The sequence below is a fragment of the Rhodanobacter denitrificans genome, from assembly GCF_000230695.2.
In the GTDB taxonomy this organism is placed as follows: domain Bacteria; phylum Pseudomonadota; class Gammaproteobacteria; order Xanthomonadales; family Rhodanobacteraceae; genus Rhodanobacter; species Rhodanobacter denitrificans.
This window is the reverse complement of sequence record NC_020541.1, coordinates 2,543,687-2,565,197: the sequence shown is the minus strand read 5'-3', so window position 1 is coordinate 2,565,197 and position 21,511 is coordinate 2,543,687. Positions and strand designations below refer to the sequence as shown.

Annotated in this window: 20 protein-coding genes and 1 tRNA gene; all 21 read right to left on the bottom strand. The window is 64.6% G+C overall.

Annotated features, from left to right (window positions below; translation table 11 throughout):
* Complete coding sequence (locus tag R2APBS1_RS11745) at nucleotides 1-1,485, bottom strand: AAA family ATPase (RefSeq protein ID WP_015448079.1); 1,485 nt, start codon at nucleotides 1,483-1,485, stop codon at nucleotides 1-3.
* A 3-nt stretch (nucleotides 1,486-1,488) separates the two neighbouring features.
* Entirely contained in the window at nucleotides 1,489-3,195 is a 1,707-nt protein-coding gene (locus R2APBS1_RS19700; RefSeq protein WP_015448078.1) for a restriction endonuclease subunit S, read from the bottom strand.
* Nucleotides 3,192-4,670, bottom strand: coding sequence for a type I restriction-modification system subunit M (locus R2APBS1_RS11735; RefSeq protein ID WP_015448077.1), 1,479 nt, complete (start codon nucleotides 4,668-4,670; stop codon nucleotides 3,192-3,194). Before R2APBS1_RS11735 ends, R2APBS1_RS19700 begins: the two co-directional genes overlap by 4 nt.
* A gap of 13 nt (nucleotides 4,671-4,683) precedes the next feature.
* A complete protein-coding gene (gene hsdR / locus R2APBS1_RS11730) occupies nucleotides 4,684-7,389 on the bottom strand; it encodes an EcoAI/FtnUII family type I restriction enzme subunit R (RefSeq protein ID WP_015448076.1) in 2,706 nt (901 codons plus the stop codon).
* Nucleotides 7,390-7,648: 259 nt separating this feature from the next.
* A tRNA-Leu gene (locus R2APBS1_RS11725) sits at nucleotides 7,649-7,734 on the bottom strand.
* Between the two features lie 27 nt (nucleotides 7,735-7,761).
* Nucleotides 7,762-8,343: a cysteine dioxygenase family protein gene (locus R2APBS1_RS11720; protein WP_007508998.1), complete on the bottom strand. Its 582-nt coding sequence runs from the start codon at nucleotides 8,341-8,343 to the stop codon at nucleotides 7,762-7,764.
* 49 nt (nucleotides 8,344-8,392) lie between these two features.
* Nucleotides 8,393-9,502, bottom strand: a complete 1,110-nt coding sequence (metX, locus tag R2APBS1_RS11715; RefSeq protein WP_007508995.1) for a homoserine O-acetyltransferase MetX — start codon at nucleotides 9,500-9,502, stop codon at nucleotides 8,393-8,395.
* Between the two features lie 2 nt (nucleotides 9,503-9,504).
* Nucleotides 9,505-10,557, bottom strand: a complete 1,053-nt coding sequence (locus tag R2APBS1_RS11710; protein ID WP_007508993.1) for a tetratricopeptide repeat protein — start codon at nucleotides 10,555-10,557, stop codon at nucleotides 9,505-9,507.
* Nucleotides 10,554-10,994, bottom strand: coding sequence for a cytochrome c-type biogenesis protein (locus tag R2APBS1_RS11705; protein WP_007508991.1), 441 nt, complete (start codon nucleotides 10,992-10,994; stop codon nucleotides 10,554-10,556). The genes R2APBS1_RS11710 and R2APBS1_RS11705 overlap by 4 nt, the downstream gene beginning before the upstream one ends.
* A 140-nt stretch (nucleotides 10,995-11,134) precedes the next feature.
* Entirely contained in the window at nucleotides 11,135-11,677 is a 543-nt protein-coding gene (locus tag R2APBS1_RS11700) for a DsbE family thiol:disulfide interchange protein (protein ID WP_007508988.1), read from the bottom strand.
* Complete coding sequence (locus R2APBS1_RS11695; protein WP_007508986.1) at nucleotides 11,674-13,659, bottom strand: heme lyase CcmF/NrfE family subunit; 1,986 nt, start codon at nucleotides 13,657-13,659, stop codon at nucleotides 11,674-11,676. Before R2APBS1_RS11695 ends, R2APBS1_RS11700 begins: the two co-directional genes overlap by 4 nt.
* Before the next feature lie 108 nt (nucleotides 13,660-13,767).
* Nucleotides 13,768-14,217, bottom strand: coding sequence for a cytochrome c maturation protein CcmE (ccmE, locus tag R2APBS1_RS11690; protein ID WP_007508984.1), 450 nt, complete (start codon nucleotides 14,215-14,217; stop codon nucleotides 13,768-13,770).
* A gap of 24 nt (nucleotides 14,218-14,241) precedes the next feature.
* Entirely contained in the window at nucleotides 14,242-14,478 is a 237-nt protein-coding gene (gene ccmD / locus R2APBS1_RS11685; RefSeq protein ID WP_007508983.1) for a heme exporter protein CcmD, read from the bottom strand.
* Nucleotides 14,475-15,233, bottom strand: coding sequence for a heme ABC transporter permease (locus tag R2APBS1_RS11680; RefSeq protein WP_007508981.1), 759 nt, complete (start codon nucleotides 15,231-15,233; stop codon nucleotides 14,475-14,477). The genes ccmD and R2APBS1_RS11680 overlap by 4 nt, the downstream gene beginning before the upstream one ends.
* Nucleotides 15,234-15,239: 6 nt before the next feature.
* On the bottom strand, nucleotides 15,240-15,926 hold the full coding sequence (gene ccmB / locus R2APBS1_RS11675; RefSeq protein WP_015448074.1) for a heme exporter protein CcmB: 687 nt from the start codon (nucleotides 15,924-15,926) through the stop codon (nucleotides 15,240-15,242).
* Nucleotides 15,919-16,554: a cytochrome c biogenesis heme-transporting ATPase CcmA gene (gene ccmA / locus R2APBS1_RS11670; RefSeq protein ID WP_007508977.1), complete on the bottom strand. Its 636-nt coding sequence runs from the start codon at nucleotides 16,552-16,554 to the stop codon at nucleotides 15,919-15,921. The genes ccmB and ccmA overlap by 8 nt, the downstream gene beginning before the upstream one ends.
* A 61-nt stretch (nucleotides 16,555-16,615) precedes the next feature.
* On the bottom strand, nucleotides 16,616-17,023 hold the full coding sequence (locus tag R2APBS1_RS11665) for a DUF3293 domain-containing protein (protein WP_007508975.1): 408 nt from the start codon (nucleotides 17,021-17,023) through the stop codon (nucleotides 16,616-16,618).
* On the bottom strand, nucleotides 17,016-18,419 hold the full coding sequence (locus R2APBS1_RS11660; RefSeq protein ID WP_007508973.1) for an FAD-dependent oxidoreductase: 1,404 nt from the start codon (nucleotides 18,417-18,419) through the stop codon (nucleotides 17,016-17,018). The genes R2APBS1_RS11665 and R2APBS1_RS11660 overlap by 8 nt, the downstream gene beginning before the upstream one ends.
* A gap of 78 nt (nucleotides 18,420-18,497) precedes the next feature.
* The gene (phbB, locus tag R2APBS1_RS11655) at nucleotides 18,498-19,259 is read right to left on the bottom strand and encodes an acetoacetyl-CoA reductase (protein ID WP_007508971.1); all 762 of its coding nucleotides are present in this window, start codon (nucleotides 19,257-19,259) and stop codon (nucleotides 18,498-18,500) included.
* Nucleotides 19,260-19,374: 115 nt separating this feature from the next.
* Nucleotides 19,375-19,872, bottom strand: coding sequence for a polyhydroxyalkanoate synthesis repressor PhaR (phaR, locus tag R2APBS1_RS11650; protein ID WP_007508969.1), 498 nt, complete (start codon nucleotides 19,870-19,872; stop codon nucleotides 19,375-19,377).
* A 76-nt stretch (nucleotides 19,873-19,948) separates the two neighbouring features.
* Nucleotides 19,949-21,511 (bottom strand): DHA2 family efflux MFS transporter permease subunit, encoded by a 1,563-nt coding sequence (locus R2APBS1_RS11645; RefSeq protein WP_007508967.1) that lies wholly within the window; start codon nucleotides 21,509-21,511, stop codon nucleotides 19,949-19,951.

Sequence of the window (21,511 nt, the reverse complement as noted above, 5' to 3'; positions counted from 1 at the left end):
TTAGTTCCCGATTCCTTCCGGCTGATACTTCTGACGCAGAAACTCGACATAGTCCGGGTCGCGTTCACTGATACCGGATTGGAGAATCTCGAGCTTTTGGTTCAGGTCCTTGAGGTGTTGTTTGTCGGCTTCGGTGAGGGTTTCTTTCAGGCTGAGCTTGAGTCGCTCGTCCATGAGTACCTGGGTTTTTTTGTCCAGGCTGGACGGAAGGCCGAAAAATTCGCTGCTGCAAAGCAGGTTGGCGACGCCCTGGCCACGGGGATGGCGGACTGGATGTTCGAAGTTGGATCGGTCGTGACCGTTGCCGTTGGCGAGAAATACTTGCTCACGCACCAGGCCAGAGATGACTACCGGGTCGTGGGTGGCCATGAGGACGGTGGAACGATCCTTTTGGGTGCTGTCGAACGCTTCGTCGAGCATTTCGGGATATTCCCACGACCACTGAGGGTTCAGGTGCGTGTCGGGTTCGTCCAGCAAGATGAGGTTGTCGCGTTGGTTGGTGAGGCGGATGGCGCCGATGACGGCAATAAGCTGTTTCTCGCCCTCGCTGAGTTGGTCGAAGTTGAAAGGCTGCTGGTCGCCATCGCCGATCAGTTCGTATTCGACACTTCTAAGGATGCCGCGGACAGCAAGGTGCTCCAGGGCAAGGTAGAGATTGTCGCGTCCGCGCTCAAGACGGGCGGCCAGTTTCCAGAGGCGCTGCTCCGGATTCATGATTTCCTCGAAGGTGTAGGTTCGGGTCTCGGAGAACGCGTAGCCGGTGATCTCGCTGTCCCGACGTTTTGGCAGTTCTTCCTTCCGGCTTTCTTCGGCATCCGCCGTTTCAGCCAATGCTGCGATGGTTTTGCCGACCTTGCCGAGCGTGCCCCAAAGCACAGGCTCGTCTTTTTCGGGATCGAATCCTGCGGGTGACTGAAGGACGATCTTGATTTTGCGCGCGCCGGAGATTCCGAGGCGATTGAGGAACTCGACATGGCGATGGGCGATGAGCGCCAGGAGGATGTTGCGGGCCTGCTGGTTGGTGGACAGGACAAAAAGCGGGCGCAGGTTGTCATGTTCGGATTGCTGGACGAAGCGGCGGAAACTGACGTTGTAGCGTTTGAGCAAGCGGCGAACGCGGTCACAGTCACCCGAGTAGTAGGCGAACGTGGACTCCGGGTAGAAGACCTGAGCCTCGCCGTCGCGCAGGCGACGGGTGAAGTGACTGATGAGCATTTCCTGCTCATCGACAATGGATCGCAGGCGACCGTCCGCGGCGGAGAGTTTGATGTGGCGGCCTTGAGCCTCATATTCGAAGTGAAAGTCGAAGGGTGGCGTCTTGTTGAGGTAGGTGTCGAGAAGGATGTGGAGGATCGCCTCCACAAGATTGGACTTGCCGCTGCCGTTGCCGCCAATGACCGCGTTGAGCAGATGGGGCTGCTCGAAAGCGATTTCGCAGTTGCGAAGGTTCTTAAAGCTGGCGATCCAGAGGCGGCGGAGCTTCATGGGTTAGGCAAGCACTTTGGCGGATGACGCGTTCGGGGCAGCGAGTTCGGCGACGAGGGCTTCGAGGAGGTTCTTGGCAGTGGTGCGGGATTCGGCGAGCTGCGCTTCCAGCTCGTCCACCAAGGCCATCAGCTGTTCCACTTTGGCAACGATGCGGCGTTGTTCGGCGAGGGGTGGGATAGGGACAAGAAAGTCGCGCAATAGCCCAAGATTTAGCCCTGCATACGCGATGCCTCGGAGGTTATCCTCAACCTTTTCCTGGAAATATGGGGAAGCGATCACGTTGAGGAGATACGTCGCATCGATTTCGGGATGGACAGGGATTACGGCCACTTCCCGAGCGACGTTGTAACCCCTAAGAGCTTGAGGAACAACGGCACACCCCCCAAGAGTGCCGCGCACGTTGATCAAGACTTCACCGCCCTGGAGAATCGTCCGGCTATATTCTGACGATAGTTGTTCACTCACTTTGCGAATGCCGCTTAAGTCGATTCTTCGAAAGCGGACGTTGCTACAGCGAAGGATAAAAACGCCGGCCTGCGTAGGCTCAGTACCAAGTTTGATTACGCCATAGGAAATGCCTCTTTTCGAATCTAAGATGGAGCCCAACCTCGAAGCCGACCATCCCTTTGGAAGGTCGAACGGAAGCTTCCCATGGTCCTTGCTCGTTCTGGAGCCCTGAGCGGCCAACGCAGACGAGCAGTCTGCTTGGATACGCCGAAGAATCGCCTCTGCGGGCTCATCGTGGTGATCTTGAGGAACGAGTCTGCCTTGGATGGCGAGGCTGAGGACCGATTTGCGGAGGTCAGATGGGGCGATAGCGTAGGTCTTGTGGAACAGGAAGTTGAGATTGGCCGAGGTTTGCGTATCGGCAAAGCGGGCAAGGGAGGCGCGGGCGAGCACGGCCTGCCGCGTATCGCATTCGTGTTGCTGCGCCTCCAGCCGATCACACAAGGCCATCAGCTCATCCACCTTCGCCACAATCCGCTTCTGCTCAGTGAGGGGGGGGAGAGGGATGGGGATCGCAATAAATTTAGCGATTGATACGCCACCAATGATGCCAGCTTTCGCTCCATCAAAGAGATCCATAAATGTTGGTGAAAGGTACCAATAGAGCAAGTATTTTTCGCTAATCCCCGCTAGCGGCTCATTGCAAAATAACTTGTTGCCGAAACAAATGTCTCGATCGGTAACTCCACACTTCCGGCCGGCGCTTCCACCTTCTGCGCATATCAACACGGAATTTCGACGAGCGACCCTAAAGCCTGACTCTGATTCAGGTATGTAGACTCCATTTTCGTATGCCAACTGCTCAAAGCCGTAACCAACATCCTTAGTCGCGATGTAGGGCAGGCCCTCAGCACCCAGAAAGTGTATTTCCTTCTCGGCGGCATTGATGCTGTTTCCATTAGAAATCACACCCGTGGTACCAAGCCTGCTCCAGCACCAATTTGGAGGTAGCGTTGATGGTGCTTCCTCTTCGCTGACTGGCGAAAGCCGTTTCTGTTTCGCGATCTTCTTGGTCTTCTCAAGAGCCTTACGTTGCATCTCTGCAATTTCAAGAATGGTGGATGCAGGCCGATCTTCCGGGTCTTGCTCCACGATTTTTCCCGAGGTCGCAAAAGTAAGAATTAGCTTGCGCACGCTCCCAACGGCACCCGGCGCACCGGTAAACAGGTCGAACTTTTCAAAAAGTGTTTCGAGATTCATTTTGCCGATCCGGCGTCGGTAAGTGCGCGGTGGAGTTCCTGTTTCAGCTGACCACGCGTTTCGGCGATTTGTGCGAGTAGCGCTTCATATGCTGGCAGGAGGTCTTCAACCTTGCCGGGGCCGGTGTCGGCGTTGTTAGGGTTCTTGATGTCAAGGTTGTAGTTGCGCTTCTGGATGTCCTCGATACTTACGCGCCAAGCATGTTCTGTCTCCTTGCGCTTGGAGTAGCGACCGTTCTTGTCGGGCTTACCCCACCATTTTTGCTCCGGCTTGAATTCTGCCATCCGAATGGGTTTGCCTTTGTTGTAGCTCTTGGCACCCTCCGGATAGGGGTGCTCGTAGTACCAGACTTCGGTGGTGGGCTGGCCCTTGGTGAAGAAGAGCAGGTTGGTCTTGATACCGGTGTACGGATTGAAGACGCCGTTGGGCAGACGGACGATGGTGTGGAGGTTGCACTCGCTGAGGAGTTTCTCCTTGATGCGAGTCTTGACGCCCTCCCCGAAGAGGGTGCCGTCTGGCAGAACAATCCCCGCCCGGCCGCCGGGCTTCAGTACGCGCATGATGAGGACGAGAAAGAGATCGGCGGTTTCGCGGGTGCGGAACTCACTGGGGAAGTTGGCTTCGATGCCGTCCTCCTCCATGCCGCCGAACGGCGGGTTGGTGACGATGACGTCGACGTATTCCTTCGGCTTCCAGTCGGTAAGCGGGCGCGACAAGGTATTGTCGTGGCGGACATTGGAGGGGACGTCGATGCCGTGCAACATCAGGTTGGTCATGCACAGTACGTGCGGCAGGTGCTTTTTCTCGATGCCGGAGAAGCAGGCCTGCAGGATGGCCATGTCCTTGTCGTTCTTGGCCTGGTCGCGCAGGTGATCAATGGCGGCGGTAAGAAAGCCGCCGGTGCCGCAGGCGGGATCGAGGACGGTCTCGCCGAGGCGGGGGTCGATCTGCTCGACGATGAACTGCGTGACGGCGCGGGGCGTATAGAACTCGCCCGCGTTGCCGGCGGACTGCAGGTCCTTGAGGATTTTCTCGTAGATGTCGCCAAAGAGGTGACGGTCCTCGCTGGTATTGAAGTCGATGCCATTGATCTTGTTGACCACCTGCCGCAGCAAGGTGCCGTTCTTCATGTAGTTGTTGGCATCTTCGAAGCTCATGCGGATGAGGCCGGCGATGCTGTCCTGACCAGCGGTCATGCTCTTGAGTGCGGGCAACAGCGTGAGGTTGACGAAGTCGAGCAGCGCGTCGCCGGTGATGCCCTCTTCGTCCGCCGCCCAGTTGCGCCAACGCAGATGTTTCTTGAGCGGTGATTTGTAGTCGTCGTCGAAGAGCTCAAATTGGGTTTCGCGGTCGTCAAAGATTTTCAGGAAAAACAGCCATGCCATTTGTTCAATGCGCTGGGCGTCGCCGTAGGTGCCGGCGTCCTTGCGCATGATGTCCTGGATGGATTTGACGAGGTTGGAGATATTGGGCATGGATCAGGACTTCTCAGGCTGCAGTGGCGTAAAGGGCGTTTTCGAGATGGTGGATCGCAGCGCGGTAGGCTGCTTTTCCACCGAAAAGCTGGACAATTTCGATAGGTGTGCCGAAATCCCGAAGAGGGTCGACGTTGAGAATCTCCATGGATTCCATGGTCTGGATGCCTCTGTCGGCATATTTCTTGAGTAGCGCTTCGAGGACGGCGCGCGCCTTGTCACCGTATTTGCCGAAGACATCGCGCTTCTTGACCCCATCGGCGCGCTCCTGACGGGTGAGCGGCGGCTGATTGTAGGCGACGTGGCAGATGAGATCGAAAGCGTCGTAGTCAGCCCCGACTTGCGCCGCCAGCTCGTCGAGAAAAATCCCTTGAGCGGCCAGCTCTTTGATGAGCGCATTCTTCTGGTCGGCGGAGTTCCACCGGGTGAGGAAGTCGTCGAGCGTGGCAAAGGACTTGTGGACGGTCTTGCGGGTGTAGTCGGTGAGCGACTCGGTAATGAGTCGGCCATCAGCGTCGAGGTATTGGACGCGTTCGATGGCGACGCTGACCTCCACATCGTCAACGTAATATCTTTTCGGAGGTTCCGGATCGCCACCCGGCCCAACTGGAGGCGGTGGATCGACGACGATACCGTCCGTAGGCTCCTCCTCGCCAGCCCCGGTGGGCTCGTCGGGTGGGACGACGGGGTCGCCTTCGCGGGGCTCATAAATCTGCACGGGATCGCCATCGAAGCCGGGATCGGCGAAGAGCGCGGTGGCGCGCTTGAAATCCATGATGGTGAAGAAGAGCTTGTTGTAGTCCTCATTGATGCGGGTACCACGACCGATGATCTGCTTGAACTCGGTCATGCTGTTGATGCGCTTGTCGAGAACGATGAGATGGCAAGTCTGCGCGTCCACTCCCGTCGACATGAGCTGTGAAGTGGTGGCGATGACCGGGTACGTGGATTCGGGGTCGATGAAGTTGTCCAGCTGCGCCTTGCCCTCATTGTTGTCGCCGGTAATGCGCATGACGTATTTGCTGTTTGCAGCCGCCAAGTCGGGATTGGCGTTGACCAATGCCTGCCGCATGCGTTCGGCGTGATCGATGTTTTCGCAGAACACGATGGTCTTGGCGTAGCGGTTGGTCGCTTTCAGAAACTCCGTGATCTTCGCAGCGACCAGTTCGGTGCGCTTGTCGAGGACAAGGTTGCGATCCATGTCGCGCTCGTTGTATTCGCGGTCCTCGATCTCGAAGCCGTACTTGTCGAGCTTGCCCGCTTCCGGCCGCCAGCCGTCGAGGTCCTTGTCGAGACCGATGCGGACAACTTTGTAAGGCGCGAGGAAACCGTCCGTGATGCCCTGGCGCAGCGAGTACGTGTAGATGGGCTCGCCGAAGTATTCGATATTGGAAACATCCTTTGTCTCCTTCGGTGTAGCGGTCAGGCCGATCTGGGTGGCAGAAGCGAAGTACTCGAGCACTTGACGCCATGCCGCATCGGCGGCAGCGCTACCGCGATGGCATTCGTCGACGATGATCAGATCGAAGAAATCCGGGGAGAACTGCTTGTAGATGTTGCTCGCTTCCTCGGTGCCGGTGACGGCCTGGTAGAGGGAGAGGTATATCTCGTAGGACTTATCGACGGTGCGATTGGTGATCTTGGTCATCGCCTGACCAAACGGCTTGAAGTCGTTGGTCTTGGTCTGGTCGGCGAGGATGTTTCGATCGACGAGGAAAAGGATGCGCTTCTTGGCGCCTGATTTCCAAAGACGCCAGATGATTTGGAAGGCCGTATACGTCTTCCCGGTGCCGGTGGCCATGACGAGGAGGATGCGATCCTCCCCCCTCGCAATCGCGTCGACCGTGCGATTTATGGCATTGACCTGGTAGTAGCGCGGCTGCTTGCCACTGCCGTCGTCGTAATAGTCGTAGGTAGTGATGCTTTCTTGCTGCTTGGAGTAGCCCTTCGATGCGCTGAATCGTTGCCAGAGCTCGTCGGGGTTCGGGAATTGATCGAGGCGTATTTCCCGTTCGACGGGATTCGCACCAGGCGTGCGGTCGTGCTCGAGGAAGGCGTCGCCGTTTGAGCTGTAGGCAAAGGGAAGGTCCAGAGTTTCGGCGTAGTCGAGTGCCTGCTGCATGCCGTCGCCGACCGCATGGTTGTTGTCTTTGGCCTCAATGACAGCGATCGGGATGTTTGGTTTGTAGAAGAGGATGAAGTCGGCCTTCTTGGCCTCGCCGCGATGGACGGTCTGCCCCCGCACGATGACGCGACCTTTGGTGAAGTAGTGCTCTTCGAGGAGCTGGGTCATGACGTCCCATGAACCGTGCTTGTCCTTGTCGAGTGCGGGGGTGATGAATTTGGTGCGGATGTCCGCCTCGGTGAGGGCTTTCTTGTTCATGCCCTTGGGGCTTGTGCCGCTCGCCGGTTCCTGGCTGATGGCATAGATCGCTGCCCGTTCACGAGTGCCAGCGTCATGCTTCAGCAGGCGGTCGATCAACAACTGCTTTTCCCGGCCGGAGGTATCCAGGCCAAGGGCCTCGCAAATGGATGTCAATTCATCCCGGCTGAGTGCGCAGAGCACCTTTTCAGGCTCAAGACTCCGCTCGCGGCTTAGCGCTTCAACCAAGGCATCCTTGCTCAGGCTGGACAAGCCATCCAACTCGAACAGCGAGGCCAACTCCCGTCCGCGTGCCAAGGTCAGATTCTCGAATATCTGCCGCCGAGTCGTGGTCATCGTGGTTTGCTGGCTCCCTGTCTTGCTCGAATATACATTCCAGCTTGTTTACGCGCAGCCTCAATGGCGGGACGATTCACGGCCGTAAGCTGCATTCGCGTTCGGCACGCGCGTTTCAACATCGCAGGTATCGAGGATTTCTTGGCGCGGCTGTCCGAGGTTGGTCAGCCGCCCATGATCGTCGCTTCCGGCGGGAAAACTTGCGAAGCACAGCCGGAATCGGAGGCAAAACAAAGGCCGCAAGTGCGGCCTGAGTCATTGGTACCGGTGAGAGGACTCGAACCTCCACTGTGTCACCACAAGCGGATTTTGAGTCCGCCGCGTCTACCATTCCGCCACACCGGCATGTGCGAGCAGGCGATTATGCCGGGTTCAGTGCACGCGGTCGAGACCCAGCTGGCGCACGTCGCGGCCGTACCAGCGGTCTTCCGGCAGCGGCTGGAACACCGAGCAGCGGGTCATCGGGCCGGAATAGACGTGCAGGCTGACGGTGACCGCGCTGTCGCTGGGGTTGCGGATGCTGTGGTATTCGTGCGGCGGGATCAGGCTGCCGGCCGAGCCGGCGCCGGCCTGGATCGAGCCGACCGGCTGGAAGCAGTAGCGCTGCGCGTCGTGCTCCAGCAGCTCGTACTGCACGATTTCCAGCGCGCCGTTCCACACGCCCTCGACGCACCACATGCCGTCGTGGTCGTGGATCGGCGTGCCCTGGCCTGGTCCCCAGGTCATCGCCACCACGCAGTAGCCGTGTTCCTCGCTGCGGTACAACTCGCGGCGGGCGTAGTGGTCGGGGTTGGCCTCGAACACGCACTCGGGCAGGGTGACGGCGTTGTCGCGGATCAGCTTGCACAGGCTGTGGCGCAGGCTGTCGGTGAGCTCGTGGGTGGTCGGCTTGACCACGGCGGCGTCGATCGCGTCGATCAGGGTGCGGCTGCCGGGGAAGTCCAGGGTAAGCATGATGATCTCGGGATGATGCGTGACGGGATGGATCTTAGCAGCGCTGGAATCAGGAAGCCGGCAGCCGGTTCAGGAAGCCGCCGATGGCGCGGCTGTAGTTGTCGATGTCGACCAGGAACGCGTCGTGACCTTGCGGCGAATCCAGCGCCACGAATTCCACCCGGGCGCCGGCCGCTTCGAGGCCTTCGGCGATCTGCTCCTGCTGCTGCAGCGGAAACAGGATGTCGGTGCTGACGCCGATCACCATCGCCTGCTCGATGTGGATGCGCTTGAGACCTTCCAGCACGCTGCCGTGGCCGTACTCGGCGATGTCGAACCAGTCGCTGGCGCGCGACAGGTACAGGTAGCTGTTCGGATCGAAGTGGCGCACGAAGCGGCGGGCGTGGCCTTCGAGGTAGGACTCCACCTGGAACTCGCGGCCGAACGGCTCGTCTTCGCGCTGCTCGGGGTCGAGCCGAATTCGCGCGAAGCGGCCGTTCCATTCCATGGCGGAACGGTAGGTGATCACGCCGAGCTTGCGCGCGATGCTCATGCCGATGTCGGGGTAGTTGTCGTCGTCGTAGACGCCCTCGTTCCAGTGCCGGTCGAGGCGGATCGCCTCGCGCTGCAGCGAGCGGATCGCGATGGCGAACGGCTGCGCCTGCGGTGCGGTATCCACGCTGATGTGCGTGCGCACGCTGCCGGGGTGCAGCAGCATGTAGGCCAGCGCGCTCATGCCGCCCATCGAGCAGCCGATCAGGCAGGCCAGCCGGGCGATGCCGAGGCTGACGACCACGCCGTGCGCGGCATTGGCCACGTCTTCCAGCGCCAGCTCGGGGAAGCTCAGCCGGTATGGCTCGCCGGTGGCCGGGTCGACCGAGGCGGGGCAGGTCGAGCCCTTGTCGCTACCCAGCGAGTTCACGCAGATCACGAACCAGCGGGTGGTGTCGATGGCTTTGCCGGGGCCGGCCATCTCCTGCCACCAACCCGGCGAGAGGTCTTCCTCGCAGGAGGTCATGTGCGCGCTGGGCGAGAGGCCGGTCAACACCAGTACGGCGTTGTCGCGCGCCGCGTTCAGCGTGCCCCAGGTCTCGTAGGCCACGTGCGCGCCGTGCAGTTCGCCGCCGCGCTTCATCGCGAACGGCGAGGGCAGGGCGAAATAGCGGCGCGCGTCGCCCATCGTCAGTGCACCTTGTCGATGCTGATCCTGACCGGCGTCTTGCTGTCCACCGCAACCACGCCGGCGTCGCCTTCCAGGTCGCCGGGCTGGGCGACCGGCTGGCCGCTGTGGCTGATCCGCGCGCCGACGAAGACGCGCTGGACCGAGGACAGCCGGTAGGCCGGCGTCATCGCCATCGCGTCGGAGAGGGTGACGGTGGTGGGCAGCTGGGCAGGGTCGAGCCGGGCCACGGCCAGCGGCATCGGCGGGCCGTCCGGTGCGCGGGCGTAGACGAACAAGGCGTCGCCCGGTGCCAGCTTGTCCTTCAGCGCGGGCGCCAGCGTCACCTGGACCTGCAGTGCGGCACCCTGCGGCGTGGCAGCGGCGGCGGCGCTCGACGCGTCGGCGGGGGCGCCGCCGGCGCGGGCATCGGCCACGGCGATCTGCTCGGCGACCGCCTTGGCCACGTTCGAACCCGGTGCCAGTTGTGGCTGCAGCAGGCGCCAGGTGGCGGCGGCCTCGCGGTAGGCGCCGCGCTGGAAGTCGCTGATGCCGAGCAGCCACAGGCCGCGCTGGCTGTCCGGGTGCAGCTGCACGGCGCGCTTCAGCAGATCCAGCGCGCGTCCCTCGATCAGGTGGTCGTCGCGCATCATCGAATCGTTCTCGGCCCAGCCGACCATCGCCTCGGCGTCGTTCGGGGCCAGCCGCAGCACCTGGTCGAACGCATCGCGCGCCTCGGCCGGCTGGCGCAGCGCGCTGCTGGTCTGCGCCAGCAGCATCCAGCCCTGCAGGTCGTCCGGCTGCTGCTTCAGGTGCGCGCGCAGTTCGGTCAGCGCCTGCTGCATGCTGATCGGCGCGGTGGTCGCGGCGGTCACCCCGTTCAACGCGGCCGGCGTGCCCACCAACAGGTACAGCGCGCCGGTGCCCAGCGGCAGCACCAGCGCGATCAACAGGGCCACGGCGAACACGCCGCGCGGGCGGCCGTCGCGGCGCCCCTGGCGCAGCAGCGGCAGCAACAGCACGGCCAGCGCCACCGCGACCATCGCGGTGGCGGCAATCAGAAAAGCGGTCTTCACCAGTCGTCCCCGTTGTCGATCGGCCCCTTGTCGGCCGGTGCTTCAGTACTGCTGCCGGGGCGGTTGCGCCGGCGGATCGCCACCAGTACCACGCCGGCCCCGCCGAGCAGGATCAGCAGCGGGCCGAACCAGAGCAGCCAGGTGCGCGCGCTCAGCGGCGGGTCGTACAGCACGAAGTCGGAATAGCGCGCGACCAGGTACTGCTTGATCTGCTCGTCGCTCTTGCCTTGCTGCATCATCCGGAAGATCTGGTTGCGCAGGTCGCGCGCGATCGGCGCGTTGGAATCGGCCAGCGTCTCGTTCTGGCACATCGGGCAGCGCAGTTGACGCGTGAGGTGCTGGAAGCGCAGTTCCTGCGCGTGGTTGGCGAACGGCATCGGTTCGATCGCCTGCGCGTGGGCGACACCGATGAACGCCAGCAACACCACGAAGATCATCCGTAGGAGCCCGCTTGCGGGCGATGCCCTCTTCACGGGATTCGGGATTTGGGATGGCCAGACGTTAGTCTGTTGAGAGCCGGGCTCTGCAGAAGCAGGAGCATCGCCCGCAAGCGGGCTCCTACAAGGGCGGTGGCGCATCACGGCGCCTCCTTCAGCATCGCCGCGATCGCCGGCTTGAGTTCCTTCGCCACCACGTCCTGGGTCAGCGGGCCGATGTGCTTGTAGCGGATCACGCCCCTGGCATCGATCAGGAAACTCTCCGGTGCGCCGTACACGCCGAAGTCGATCGCGGTGTGGCCGGGTTCGTCGGCGATCAGCAGGTCGTACGGGTTGCCGTGCTTGGCCAGCCAGCCCTTGGCGTCGTCCGGGGCGTCCTTGTAGTTGTAGCCGACCAACTGCACGCCCAGGGTCGGGCCTTCGGCGGTCAGCACCGGGTGCTCCACGCCGCATTCGATACACCAGCTGGCGAACACGTTGAGCAGGTAGGGTTTGCCCAGCAGGTCGGCCTTGCTGACCGTCTGCGCGGGCTCGTACAGCTTGGGCAGGTTGAACGCGGGCGCCGGCTTGTTCAGCAGCGGCGTCGGAATCGCGTTCGGGTCGTGCTGGGTGTTCCACCAGATGCCGAAGCCGAACAGCCCGACCAGCAGCATGAAACCGATGAAGGGGAGCAGCCGGCTCATGCGCGCGTTTCCCGTACCAGCAGGCCGTCTGCCGTGGGGGCCTCGGCGGCGACGTCGGCGCTGCGCTTGAGGCGGAAGCGCTTGTCGGTGGCGCAGACCAGGCCGCCCAGCATCATCAGCAGGCCGCCGGCCCAGATCCAGCGCACGAACGGCTTGTAGTACAGCCGCAGCGCCCAGGCGCCCTCGATGTCGTTCGCGTCCATCGGCTCGCCCAGCGCCACGTACAGGTCGCGGGTGACGCCGGCATCCACTGCGGACTCGGTCTGCACCTGGCCGCGTGGATAGGTGCGCTTCTGCGGGTGCATCACGGCGAGCGTCTTGTCGTTGCGGATGACCGTGACCGTACCCTGGTCGGCGGTCCAGTTCGGCCCGGTGGTGTGGTGCACGCCGTCGAAGCGGAAGTCGTAGCTGCCGATGCGTTGGCTCTCGCCTGGTGCCATGCGCACGTCGCGGGTCACGCTGAGCGACTCGGACAGCAGCACGCCGGCCACGAACACGCCCACGCCCAGGTGCGCCAGCAGCATGCCGGCCATCTCGGCCGGGTAGCGACGCCCGCGCGGCATTTCGCGCCAGCGCTTGAGCGCGTACAGCAGCACGCCGACGGTGAGCCAGACCAGCGCCGCCACGCCGGCGATCGCCTTCGGCTGGCCGTCGACCAGGAACGCCGCCACGATCGCGCAGGCCGCGGCAGCAATGCCGGCACGCAACAGCAACTGCTTCAGCACCGGCATGTCGCCCTTGCCCCAGCGCAGAAACGGCCCGAACGGCAGCAGCAGCACTATCGGCAGCATCAGCAGCGGGAACAGGAAACCGAAGTAGGGTGGGCCGACCGAGATCCGGCCCAGGTTCAGCGCGTCGCCGATCAGCGGGAACAGCGTGCCCAGCAGCACCATCGCCGCGGCCACCGCGAACATCAGGTTGCTGATCAGCAGCGCGGTTTCGCGCGACACCACCTGGAACGGCTTGCCGCCCAGCACCTTCGGTGCCCGGAGCGCATACAGCAGCAGCGAGCCGCCGACCACGATGGTCAGGAAGGCCAGGATGAACACGCCTCGGCGCGGGTCGGAGGCGAACGCATGCACCGAGGTGAGCACGCCCGAGCGCACCAGGAAGGTGCCGAGCAGGGACAGCGAGAACGCGAAGATCGACAGCAGGATGGTCCAGGCGCGCAGCGAGCCGCGCTTTTCGGTCACGGCCTGCGCGTGGATCAGCGCCACGCCGACCAGCCACGGCATGAAGCTGGCGTTCTCCACCGGGTCCCAGAACCACCAGCCACCCCAGCCCAGTTCGGCATAGGCCCACCAGCTGCCGGCGACGATGCCGCAGGTGAGGAAGGCCCAGGCCAGGTTCGTCCAGGGCCGCGCCCAGCGCACCCATGCCTGCTCCAGCTCGCCGCCGAGCAGGGCGGCGATCGAGAACGCGAACGCCACCGAGAAGCCGACGTAGCCCATGTACAGCATCGGCGGGTGCATGGTCATGCCCGGATCCTGCAGCACCGGGTTGAGGTCCGCGCCGTCGCCCGGCATCGGCAGCAGCCGCCCGAACGGATTGGAGGTGAAGATGATGAAGGCGAGGAAGCCCACCGCGATCAGCCCCATCACCGCGATCACGCGCGAGGCGAACACCTCGGGCAGTTTCTGGCTGAACGTGACCAATGCCATGGTCCACACGTTGAGGATCAGGATCCACAGCAGCAGCGAACCCTCGTGCGCGCCCCATACCGCGGCGATGCGGTAGTACCACGGCAGTGCCAGGTTCGAGTTGTCGGCCACGTACTGCACCGAAAAGTCGAAGCGCAGGAACGCCCACGCCAGGATGGCGAACGCCATCGCGACGAATACCGCCTGGCCGGCCGCCGCCGGGCGCGCGACCGCCATCAGCGCGCGATTGCCGCGCCAGGCGCCGATAAGCGGCAGGATGCTTTGCGCCAGCGCCAGCAGCATGGCGAGGATCAACGCGAGCTGGCCGAGTTCGGGGGTCATGATTGGGTGCCGGGGTTCGGGATACGGAATTCGGGATGTGTCGGAAGCATGGCGTTATGTGCGATGGCGCGGTGGGCAGGGGACGGTTTGCGAAGCTTTTCCGTTTTCCTACTCCCGATTCTCGATGCCCTTATGCTCGTGCGCCTTCGCCATGGCGTCCTTGAGTTCCTTCGGCATGTAGGTTTCGTCATGCTTGGCCAGCACTTCGGTAGCGACGAAGCGGGCGCCGTCCATGTGGCCGGTGGCGATCACTGACTGGTTGTCGCGGAACAGGTCGGGCAGGATGCCGGTGTACTCCACCGGCATCGCGCCGCCGGCATCGACCACGGTGAAGGTGACCTTGAGCGAATCGCCGGAGCGCTGGATCGAGCCGGCCTTGACCATGCCGCCGAGGCGGAACGTGTGGTAGCTGGCCGCCTCGCCCGACTGCACCTGGCTCGGGGTGAGCAGGTAGTTCATGTTGTTCTGCAGCGCGAGCACGACCAGCACGGCCGCAATAGCCGCCGCGGCGAGGATGGCCAGCACGATGGTGAGCCGGCGCTTGCGGGTGGGATTCATGGGCATGGTGGTCGACCGCCCCGGTCAGGGGGATGCTGGCGTGGAAAGGGGTTTGCGTTCCTGTCGCGCGCTCTGACGCGCCAGGCGGGCGCGAAGTTCCGCCAGCACGCGGCGACGGCGCAGGCGCGGCGCGAGGGTGTCGGCGATCAGCACGATGAAGAACAGCGCATAGGCCGGCCACACGTAGGCGGCGTAGCCGCCCATCCTGAAGAAAGCGGCGACACCGTCGCCTGTGGCGAAAAAGTGCTGCAGGGCGCTCATCGGTCGGCCTCGTCTTCGGCGATCTTGCGCACCCAGTCCTTGCCGCCTTCCAGCGCCAGCAGATCAGTGCGAGCGCGGCGGAACAGGCTGGCGGCATAGTAGAACTTGGTCGCCAGGGTCATCGTCAGCAGCGGCCACAGCATGGCGGCGGAGATCTTCGACTGGCCAAACAGGTTGACCGTGCTGCCCTGGTGCAGGGTGTTCCACCAGTTCACCGAGAAATGCACGATCGGCACGTTGATGATGCCGATGATGGCGAGGAAGGCCGCGGCGCGCGCGCCCTGGCGGCGGTCCTCGAACGCGTGGTACAGCCCGATCACGCCGAGGAACAGGAACAGCAGCACCAGCTCGGAGGTGAGCCGTGCGTCCCAGGTCCACCAGGTGCCCCACATCGGCTTGCCCCACAAGGAGCCGGTGACCAGGGTGATGAAGGTGAATGCGGCACCGATCGGCGCCGACTCCATCGCCACCACCTCGGCCAGCTTGATCCGCCACACCAGTGCGACGAACGAGGCCGCGCCCATCACCGCGTAGATGAACATGCTCATCCACGCGCTGGGCACGTGGATGAAGATGATGCGGTAGGCGTCGCCCTGCTGGTAGTCGGCCGGCGCCAGCACCAGGCCGCCGTACAGCGCGACTGCACCGAGCAGCAGGGCCAGGCCCATTGCCCACGGCTGCAGCGCGCCTGCGAAGCGGTAGAACGTCGGCGGCGAGCTGAGCTTGTGCAACCAGAGCGGAATCCAGTCAGACATAAACGGTCATGCGTCCAGGGCAATGCGAAGGGCCGCCGCGCAGGCCAGTGGCGCCAGCACCACCGCCAGCACCAACGCGGCCGCGAGCCAGGCGACCGGCGCCAACCACGGCAGGCCCTGCTGGGCAGCCGCCACCGCGCCGGCGGCGAAGATCACGGCTGGCACGCAAAGCGGCAGCAACATCAAGGCGAGCAGCATACCAGAGCGCCGGGTACCGGCCGTCAGCGCCACCAGCACTGCGCCGAGCAGGCTGAGCAGCGGCGTGGCCAGCGCCAGCGCCAGCAGCAGCACCGGAATCACCGCGCCGGGCAGGTGCAGCATCGCGGCCATCAGCGGCGCGATCACGATCAGCGGCAGCGCGGTGGTGATCCAGTGGGCGAGGATCTTCATGCCCAGCAGCAGCGCCAGCGGCTGCGGCGAAAGCACCAGCTGTTCCAGCGAACCGTCCTCGATGTCGCTGGCGAACATCGCGTCCAGCGCCAGCAGCATCGCCAGCAGCACGGTGACCAGCACCACGCCGCCGGCGATCCGCTGCAGCAGGGTATCTTCCGGCCCCAGCGCGAACGGGAACAGCATGGTCACGATCAGCGCGTACAGCACCGGCATCGCGATGTCGCCGCGCCGGCGCCAGGCGAGGGTGAGGTCGCGCCGCAGCATCGCGGCGCAGGCGGGGGTGAGGCCCGGTCTAGTCATGCATGCGGATCCGTCGCGGCTCGCCGCCGTGGAAGCTCACCGCACCATGGCTGGTGACCATGGCTGCGCCGCCGGCATCGGTGTGGCTCTCCAACAGGTCGTTGACCAGCGCGATGCCGATGCGGTCGAGGTTCGCGTACGGTTCGTCGAGCAACCACAGGCTGGCCGGCAGCAACAGCAGTCGGGCCAGCGCGGCGCGCTTCTTCTGGCCGGCGGACAGCCGGCGCACCGGCTCGTCCTCGTAGCCACGCAGGCCGATCCGGGCCAGTACCGTGGTCACGCTGGCTCCCTCGCGAGCACCGTGCAGGCCGACGGCGATGCGCAGGTTCTCGCGGGGGCTGAGGTCGGCCTTGAGGCCGAGCTGATGGCCCAGGAACAGGATTTCGCCGGCGCAGCGCTCGCGCTGCAGCGGCTCGCCGCGCCAGCGCAGTTCCCCGGCGCTGGTGTGCAGCAAGCCGGCCAGCATGCGCAGCAAGGTGGTCTTGCCGCTGCCGTTGTCGCCTTCGACCAGGGCCAGTTCGCCCGCGCGCAGCTGGAAATCCAGCGGTGCGAACACCGGTTCGTCCTGGCGATGGAAACTCAGGGCCCGCGCTTCGAGTAGGGGCACGGCGGTGCTGGCGGCAGTCATTGCCTTGATTGTCCGCAATGCCGAGGGCGCTTGTCCATGCGGCGCGCTGCCGCTGCGCAGGTCAATCCAGCACCCGCAGCAGGGCGACGCCGCCGGCCTCACCATGCACGTAGGCCAGTTGCCCGTGGGTTCTGGCCAGCCGGTCCAGCACATCGACGCCCAACCCCGCGACGAACAGGCTGGGTTCGCTCCAGCCGGAGGTGCCTACGCCGAGGGCAGGGTGGATGGCGACGCCGGACTGGGCCTGCAATGCGGCCAGCAGTTCGTGCTGTGCGGCCAGGTTTTCCGCCGGCGGGCGCCGGCGTGCCTGCGGATTCCATGCGGTGACGAAGGCCCAGGGGCGTGCACCGACCGCCTCGGCGAGCACGGCCGGCAGCGGCAGGTCCACGCGTATCGTGGCCCATGTCACGCTGTCCAGGCAGACGTGGTAGGCGGTGGCGCGGAACGCCTCCAGCAGGGCCTCATCCATGGCGCAGCCGCGGCAGCGGCTCCAGTGTCGACTGGAACAGCCGCGCGGCGGCCTCGATGTCGATGTCCGCCACGCGCGGCGTGTCGCGCAGCAGCTGTTCCAGCAAGTGATCCTGCGCCCGGCCGCGTTCGAGCGCGTAGGCGTAGGGCACGTGGGTGAACGTCACCATGCGATAGCGTGCCATGTAGTGGCCGGGAATGCGTTCGGCCAGCTTCGTGCCCAGTTCGCGCTTGGCCAGGTAGTGCGGGTCGGCCACCGAGTCGCGCATCTCCACGTAATTCTCCAGCGCCATCGCGGCGATCGCGTCGGCGTTCGGCTGGCGCACGCGCTGGAATTCGGCGAACACGTCGGCGCTGTCGCCCGGCGCCTCGGCCAGCAGGTTCGCCAGCACCACGGTGTCCTCGAAACCGCAGTTCATGCCCTGGCCGTGGAACGGCACGATCGCGTGTGCTGCATCGCCGAGCAGCAGCGCGCGGCCGTCCAGGTGCCAGCGCTCGAGGTACAGCGTGGACAGCGTGCCGACCGGGTGGCTGTCGAAATCTTCATTGAAGCGCGGAATCAGCGGCAGCAGGCCCGGGAACTGTTCGCGGAAGAACGCGGCCGCGGCCGCGGCGTCGGGCAGGCTGGCGAAGCTCGGCGCGGCACTCTGTGCCGGCAGGAACAAGGTCACCGTGAAGCTGCCTTCGGTATTCGGCAAGGCGATGCACATGTAGCCGCCGCGCGGCCAGATGTGCAGCGCGTGCGGCTCCAGCGCGAACTGGTCGCGGCCGCCGCTGTGCGACAGCACCGCGGCCGGCAACTCGCCGGCCGGCGGGATCTCCAGCTCCTTGTAGCCGTGGCCGAGCGACTCGATGCGCTCGCCCAGCGGCGCATGCGCGTTCATCGCCGCACGCACCGTGGAGCCGGCGCCGTCGGCACCGATCAACAGCCCGGCATCCCGTTCGTGCTGCACGCCCGCTTCGTCGGCGAGCCGGATGCGCTGCCGCCCGAAGTCGGCGCCGACCAGCGACTGGCCGAAGTGAAAGCGCGCGCCGGCCGCCTCGGCCGCATCCAGCAGCAGCATGTTCAGCGCGCCGCGCGAGACCGACCAGATCACCTCGCTGTCGTCCACGCCGTAGCGCTGCAGGCCGCTGTGGCCGTCGCGGTCGTGCACCATGCGCCCGCGCATCATCACCGCGCGCTGCAGCACGTCCTCGGCCAGGCCGGCCGTGCGCAACGCCTGCAAGCCGCGCTCGGCCAGCGCCAGGTTGATCGAGCGGCCGCCGATGAAGCCGGCCAGCCGCGGATCAGGCCGCTTCTCGTAGACGTCGACGGTAAAGCCGCGTCCGGCCAGCTGCTGCGCCAGCAGCGCGCCGACCAGGCCGCCGCCGATGAGGGTGATGGGTTGCTGCGCCATGCTGCGATCCGGCAGGGGAACCCGCCCACTGTTCCGCAAGCGCCGCGCGACTGCAATCCCGCACGGCCGGAACGTTCCTCAGAAGCTCATGAAGTAGCCGCCGTTCACCGGCAGGTTGGCGCCGGTGATGTAGCCGGCGTCGTCGGCGGCGAGGAAGGCGACGGCGCGGGCGATGTCGGCGGGCGCGCCGAGCCGGCCGACCGGGATGCCGGCGATGATCTGCGCGCGGATGTCGACAGGCACCGCCGCGACCATCGGAGTGTCGCAGTAGCCGGGCGAGACGGTGTTGACGGTAACGCCCTTGCGCGCGGTCTCGCGCGCCAGTGCCATGCTGAAGCCGTGCACGCCGGCCTTGGCGGCGGAGTAGTTGGTCTGCCCGAACTGGCCGGTCTGGCCGTTGACCGAGCTGATGTTGACGATGCGGCCGAAGCCGCGCGCAGTCATCCCTTCGACCACGTGGCGGCACATGTTGAACACGCCGTCCAGGTTCACCCGCATCAGTTCGTGCCATTGCTGCGGCGTCATCTTGCGCAAGCTGGCGTCGCGGGTGATGCCGGCGGCGTTGATCAGGATGTCGACGCTGCCGTGGCGTTGTCCGATGCGCTCGACCGCCTGCCGGCAGCTGTCGAAGTCGCTGACGTCGATCGGCTCGAACACGATGGCACCGCCGAAACCGGCCACTTCATCGCGGAAGGCGGCCACGCGTTCTTCGCGCGAAGCCAGGTCCAGTGCGATCACCTGGCGGCCGGCACGGGCCAACTGGCGGCAGATCTCCGTGCCGATGCCGCCGATGCCGCCGGTGACCAGGGCGACGCGCGTGGGGAGGGCGGAACGGCTCATGCTTGTGCATCCGATGGTTCGATCATGCCGCAAGGCAGCACGTGTTGTGCTGCAGCGATCGGATCGGGAGAAAAAACGGACGGCGCGTCGATGCGCGCCGTCGGCCGGGCTGGGATCAGCCGGATTTCTTGCTGCTGCGGCTGCCGGCGCCGGAGGGCGGCATCACTTGCGCGGCGGTGTCCATCAACCCGCGCTGCAGCGCCTGGAACGCCGCGAGGTTGCGCTCGGTCAGGTCGTTCAGCGTGTTCCAGGGGGTTTGCCCCATCAGGCTGTTGAGCTGGCTGCGGAACTGCGTCTGCTGGTCGAGGAAGACCTGCAGGCTGCGCTCCAGGTAAGGCCCCATGAAGCCCTGCAGCGAATCGCCGTAGAAGCGGATGATCTGGCTGAGCAACTGCGGCGACAGCATCGGCTGCCCCTTGTCCTCGTGCTCGGAGATGATCTGCAGCAGGACCGAACGGGTCAGGTCCTCGCCGCTCTTGGCGTCGCGGACTTCGAAGTCCTCGTTGTCCAGCACCAGCTGGCGGACTTCCTCCAGCGTGATGTAGCTGGAGATCTCCGTGTCGTAGAGACGCCGGTTCGGATACTTCTTGATGGTGCGCTTTGTTTGTGCCATGCGGCGAACGCTAGCAGAAGATATTGCGCCGCACCAGCCAATATGCTGCACCCGCCGGTGCAGCATGTCCGCATGCTCAATGACCCACTGCGCCGCCGGCGCTGCCGAATGGCGGTTTGGCAAACCACAGCACCGGGATCAGCAGCACGAACAGGATCGCGCAGGCCCAGAACACGTCGTTCACTGCCAGTGTCAGCGCCTCGCGCGTCAGCAGCTGGTCGATCAGGCCCAGGCTCTGCGTGTGCGACAGCCCGCCATGCGTCAGCTGGCCGACGAACCCGGTGGTGGCCGGGTGGCCGGGGCTGACGTACTCGGTCAGCGTGGCGTGGTGGGATTCGCCGCGGTGCTGCCACAACGTCACCATGACCGCGGTAGATACGCTCGAACCGATCGTGCGGCAGAAGTTGGACAGCCCCGAGGCGCTGGCGATCTGGTCCACCGGCAGGCCGGACAGGTAGACCTGGTTCAACGGGATGAAGAAGCACGGGATCGCCAGGCCCATCACGAAGCGCGGAATCACCAGGGCGGAGAACGAGGCGGAGCTGTCGAAAGTGGAGAACCAGTACGCGGTGCCGGCGAACACCAGGAACGCGAACGTCACCACCGCGCGCAGGTCCAGCCGATGCATGTTTTTGCCCAGCACCGGCGCGATCAGGAACGCCAGCACGCCGACCGGCGCGGTGGCCAGCCCGGCCCAGGTGGCGGTGTAGCCCAGGGTGATCTGCAGCCACAGCGGGAACACCACGTTGATGCCGAAGAACGCGAACATACCCAGCGAGAGGCTGACCACGCCCACAGTGAAGTTGCGTTGCTTGAACAGCGACAGATCCACCACCGGATGCTTCGCGTGCAGTTCCCACACGATCAGGAAGGTGAGGCAGACCAGCGCGACCAGGCCCAGGGTGAGGATCATCGGCGAGGCGAACCAGTCGTGGTCGTTGCCGTTGTCCAGCATGAACTGCAGCGCGCCTACGCCGACCACCAGCAAGGCCAGGCCGATCATGTCGATCGGCGCCTTGAAGGTCTTCGTCTCGCGCTTGCGCAGCAAGCCCCAGGTGACGGCCGCCGCAGCCAGCCCGACCGGCAGGTTGATGTAGAAGATCCACGGCCAGGAGAAGTTGTCGGTCAGCCAGCCGCCCAGGATCGGCCCGAAGATCGGCGCCACCACCACGGTCATCGCCCACAGCGCCAGCGCGATGCCTTGCTTCTCCTTCGGGTAGTTGGACAGCAGCAGGGTCAGCGACAGCGCCACCATCGGGCCGGAACCGGCGCCCTGCAGCAGGCGGCCGATCACCAGCATCGGCATGCTGGTGGCCAGGCCGCACAGCATCGAGAAGATCACGAACAGCAGCACCGAGCCGACGAAGGTCTTCACCTCGCCGAAGCGGCGCGCCAGCCAGCCGGTGAGCGGCTGCATGATCGCGCTGGCCAGCGCGTAGGAGCTGATCGTCCAGGTGCCTTCGCTGGGGCTCACGCCGAGGCTGCCGGCGATGTGCGGCACCGCGACGTTGACGATCGTCATGTCCAGCACCTCCATGAAGGTGCTGAACGCGACGGCGATGGTGAGCAACGCCAGCGGGCCGCCGTGCAGCGGCTTCAACGGAGCGTCGGGTGTGGCGTCGTTCGGCGTGGCGGCCAT

Coding starts and splice junctions, on each gene's coding strand:
- R2APBS1_RS11745 (WP_015448079.1), bottom strand. CDS start 1,485: ATGAAGCTCCGCCGCCTCTGGATCGCCAGCTTTAAGAACCTTCGCAAC.
- R2APBS1_RS19700 (WP_015448078.1), bottom strand. CDS start 3,195: ATGAATCTCGAAACACTTTTTGAAAAGTTCGACCTGTTTACCGGTGCG.
- R2APBS1_RS11735 (WP_015448077.1), bottom strand. CDS start 4,670: ATGCCCAATATCTCCAACCTCGTCAAATCCATCCAGGACATCATGCGC.
- hsdR (WP_015448076.1), bottom strand. CDS start 7,389: ATGACCACGACTCGGCGGCAGATATTCGAGAATCTGACCTTGGCACGC.
- R2APBS1_RS11720 (WP_007508998.1), bottom strand. CDS start 8,343: ATGCTTACCCTGGACTTCCCCGGCAGCCGCACCCTGATCGACGCGATC.
- metX (WP_007508995.1), bottom strand. CDS start 9,502: ATGGGCGACGCGCGCCGCTATTTCGCCCTGCCCTCGCCGTTCGCGATG.
- R2APBS1_RS11705 (WP_007508991.1), bottom strand. CDS start 10,994: ATGATCTTCGTGGTGTTGCTGGCGTTCATCGGTGTCGCCCACGCGCAG.
- R2APBS1_RS11700 (WP_007508988.1), bottom strand. CDS start 11,677: ATGAGCCGGCTGCTCCCCTTCATCGGTTTCATGCTGCTGGTCGGGCTG.
- R2APBS1_RS11695 (WP_007508986.1), bottom strand. CDS start 13,659: ATGACCCCCGAACTCGGCCAGCTCGCGTTGATCCTCGCCATGCTGCTG.
- ccmE (WP_007508984.1), bottom strand. CDS start 14,217: ATGAATCCCACCCGCAAGCGCCGGCTCACCATCGTGCTGGCCATCCTC.
- ccmD (WP_007508983.1), bottom strand. CDS start 14,478: ATGAGCGCCCTGCAGCACTTTTTCGCCACAGGCGACGGTGTCGCCGCT.
- R2APBS1_RS11680 (WP_007508981.1), bottom strand. CDS start 15,233: ATGTCTGACTGGATTCCGCTCTGGTTGCACAAGCTCAGCTCGCCGCCG.
- ccmB (WP_015448074.1), bottom strand. CDS start 15,926: ATGACTAGACCGGGCCTCACCCCCGCCTGCGCCGCGATGCTGCGGCGC.
- ccmA (WP_007508977.1), bottom strand. CDS start 16,554: ATGACTGCCGCCAGCACCGCCGTGCCCCTACTCGAAGCGCGGGCCCTG.
- R2APBS1_RS11665 (WP_007508975.1), bottom strand. CDS start 17,023: ATGGATGAGGCCCTGCTGGAGGCGTTCCGCGCCACCGCCTACCACGTC.
- R2APBS1_RS11660 (WP_007508973.1), bottom strand. CDS start 18,419: ATGGCGCAGCAACCCATCACCCTCATCGGCGGCGGCCTGGTCGGCGCG.
- phbB (WP_007508971.1), bottom strand. CDS start 19,259: ATGAGCCGTTCCGCCCTCCCCACGCGCGTCGCCCTGGTCACCGGCGGC.
- phaR (WP_007508969.1), bottom strand. CDS start 19,872: ATGGCACAAACAAAGCGCACCATCAAGAAGTATCCGAACCGGCGTCTC.
- R2APBS1_RS11645 (WP_007508967.1), bottom strand. CDS start 21,511: ATGGCCGCCACGCCGAACGACGCCACACCCGACGCTCCGTTGAAGCCG.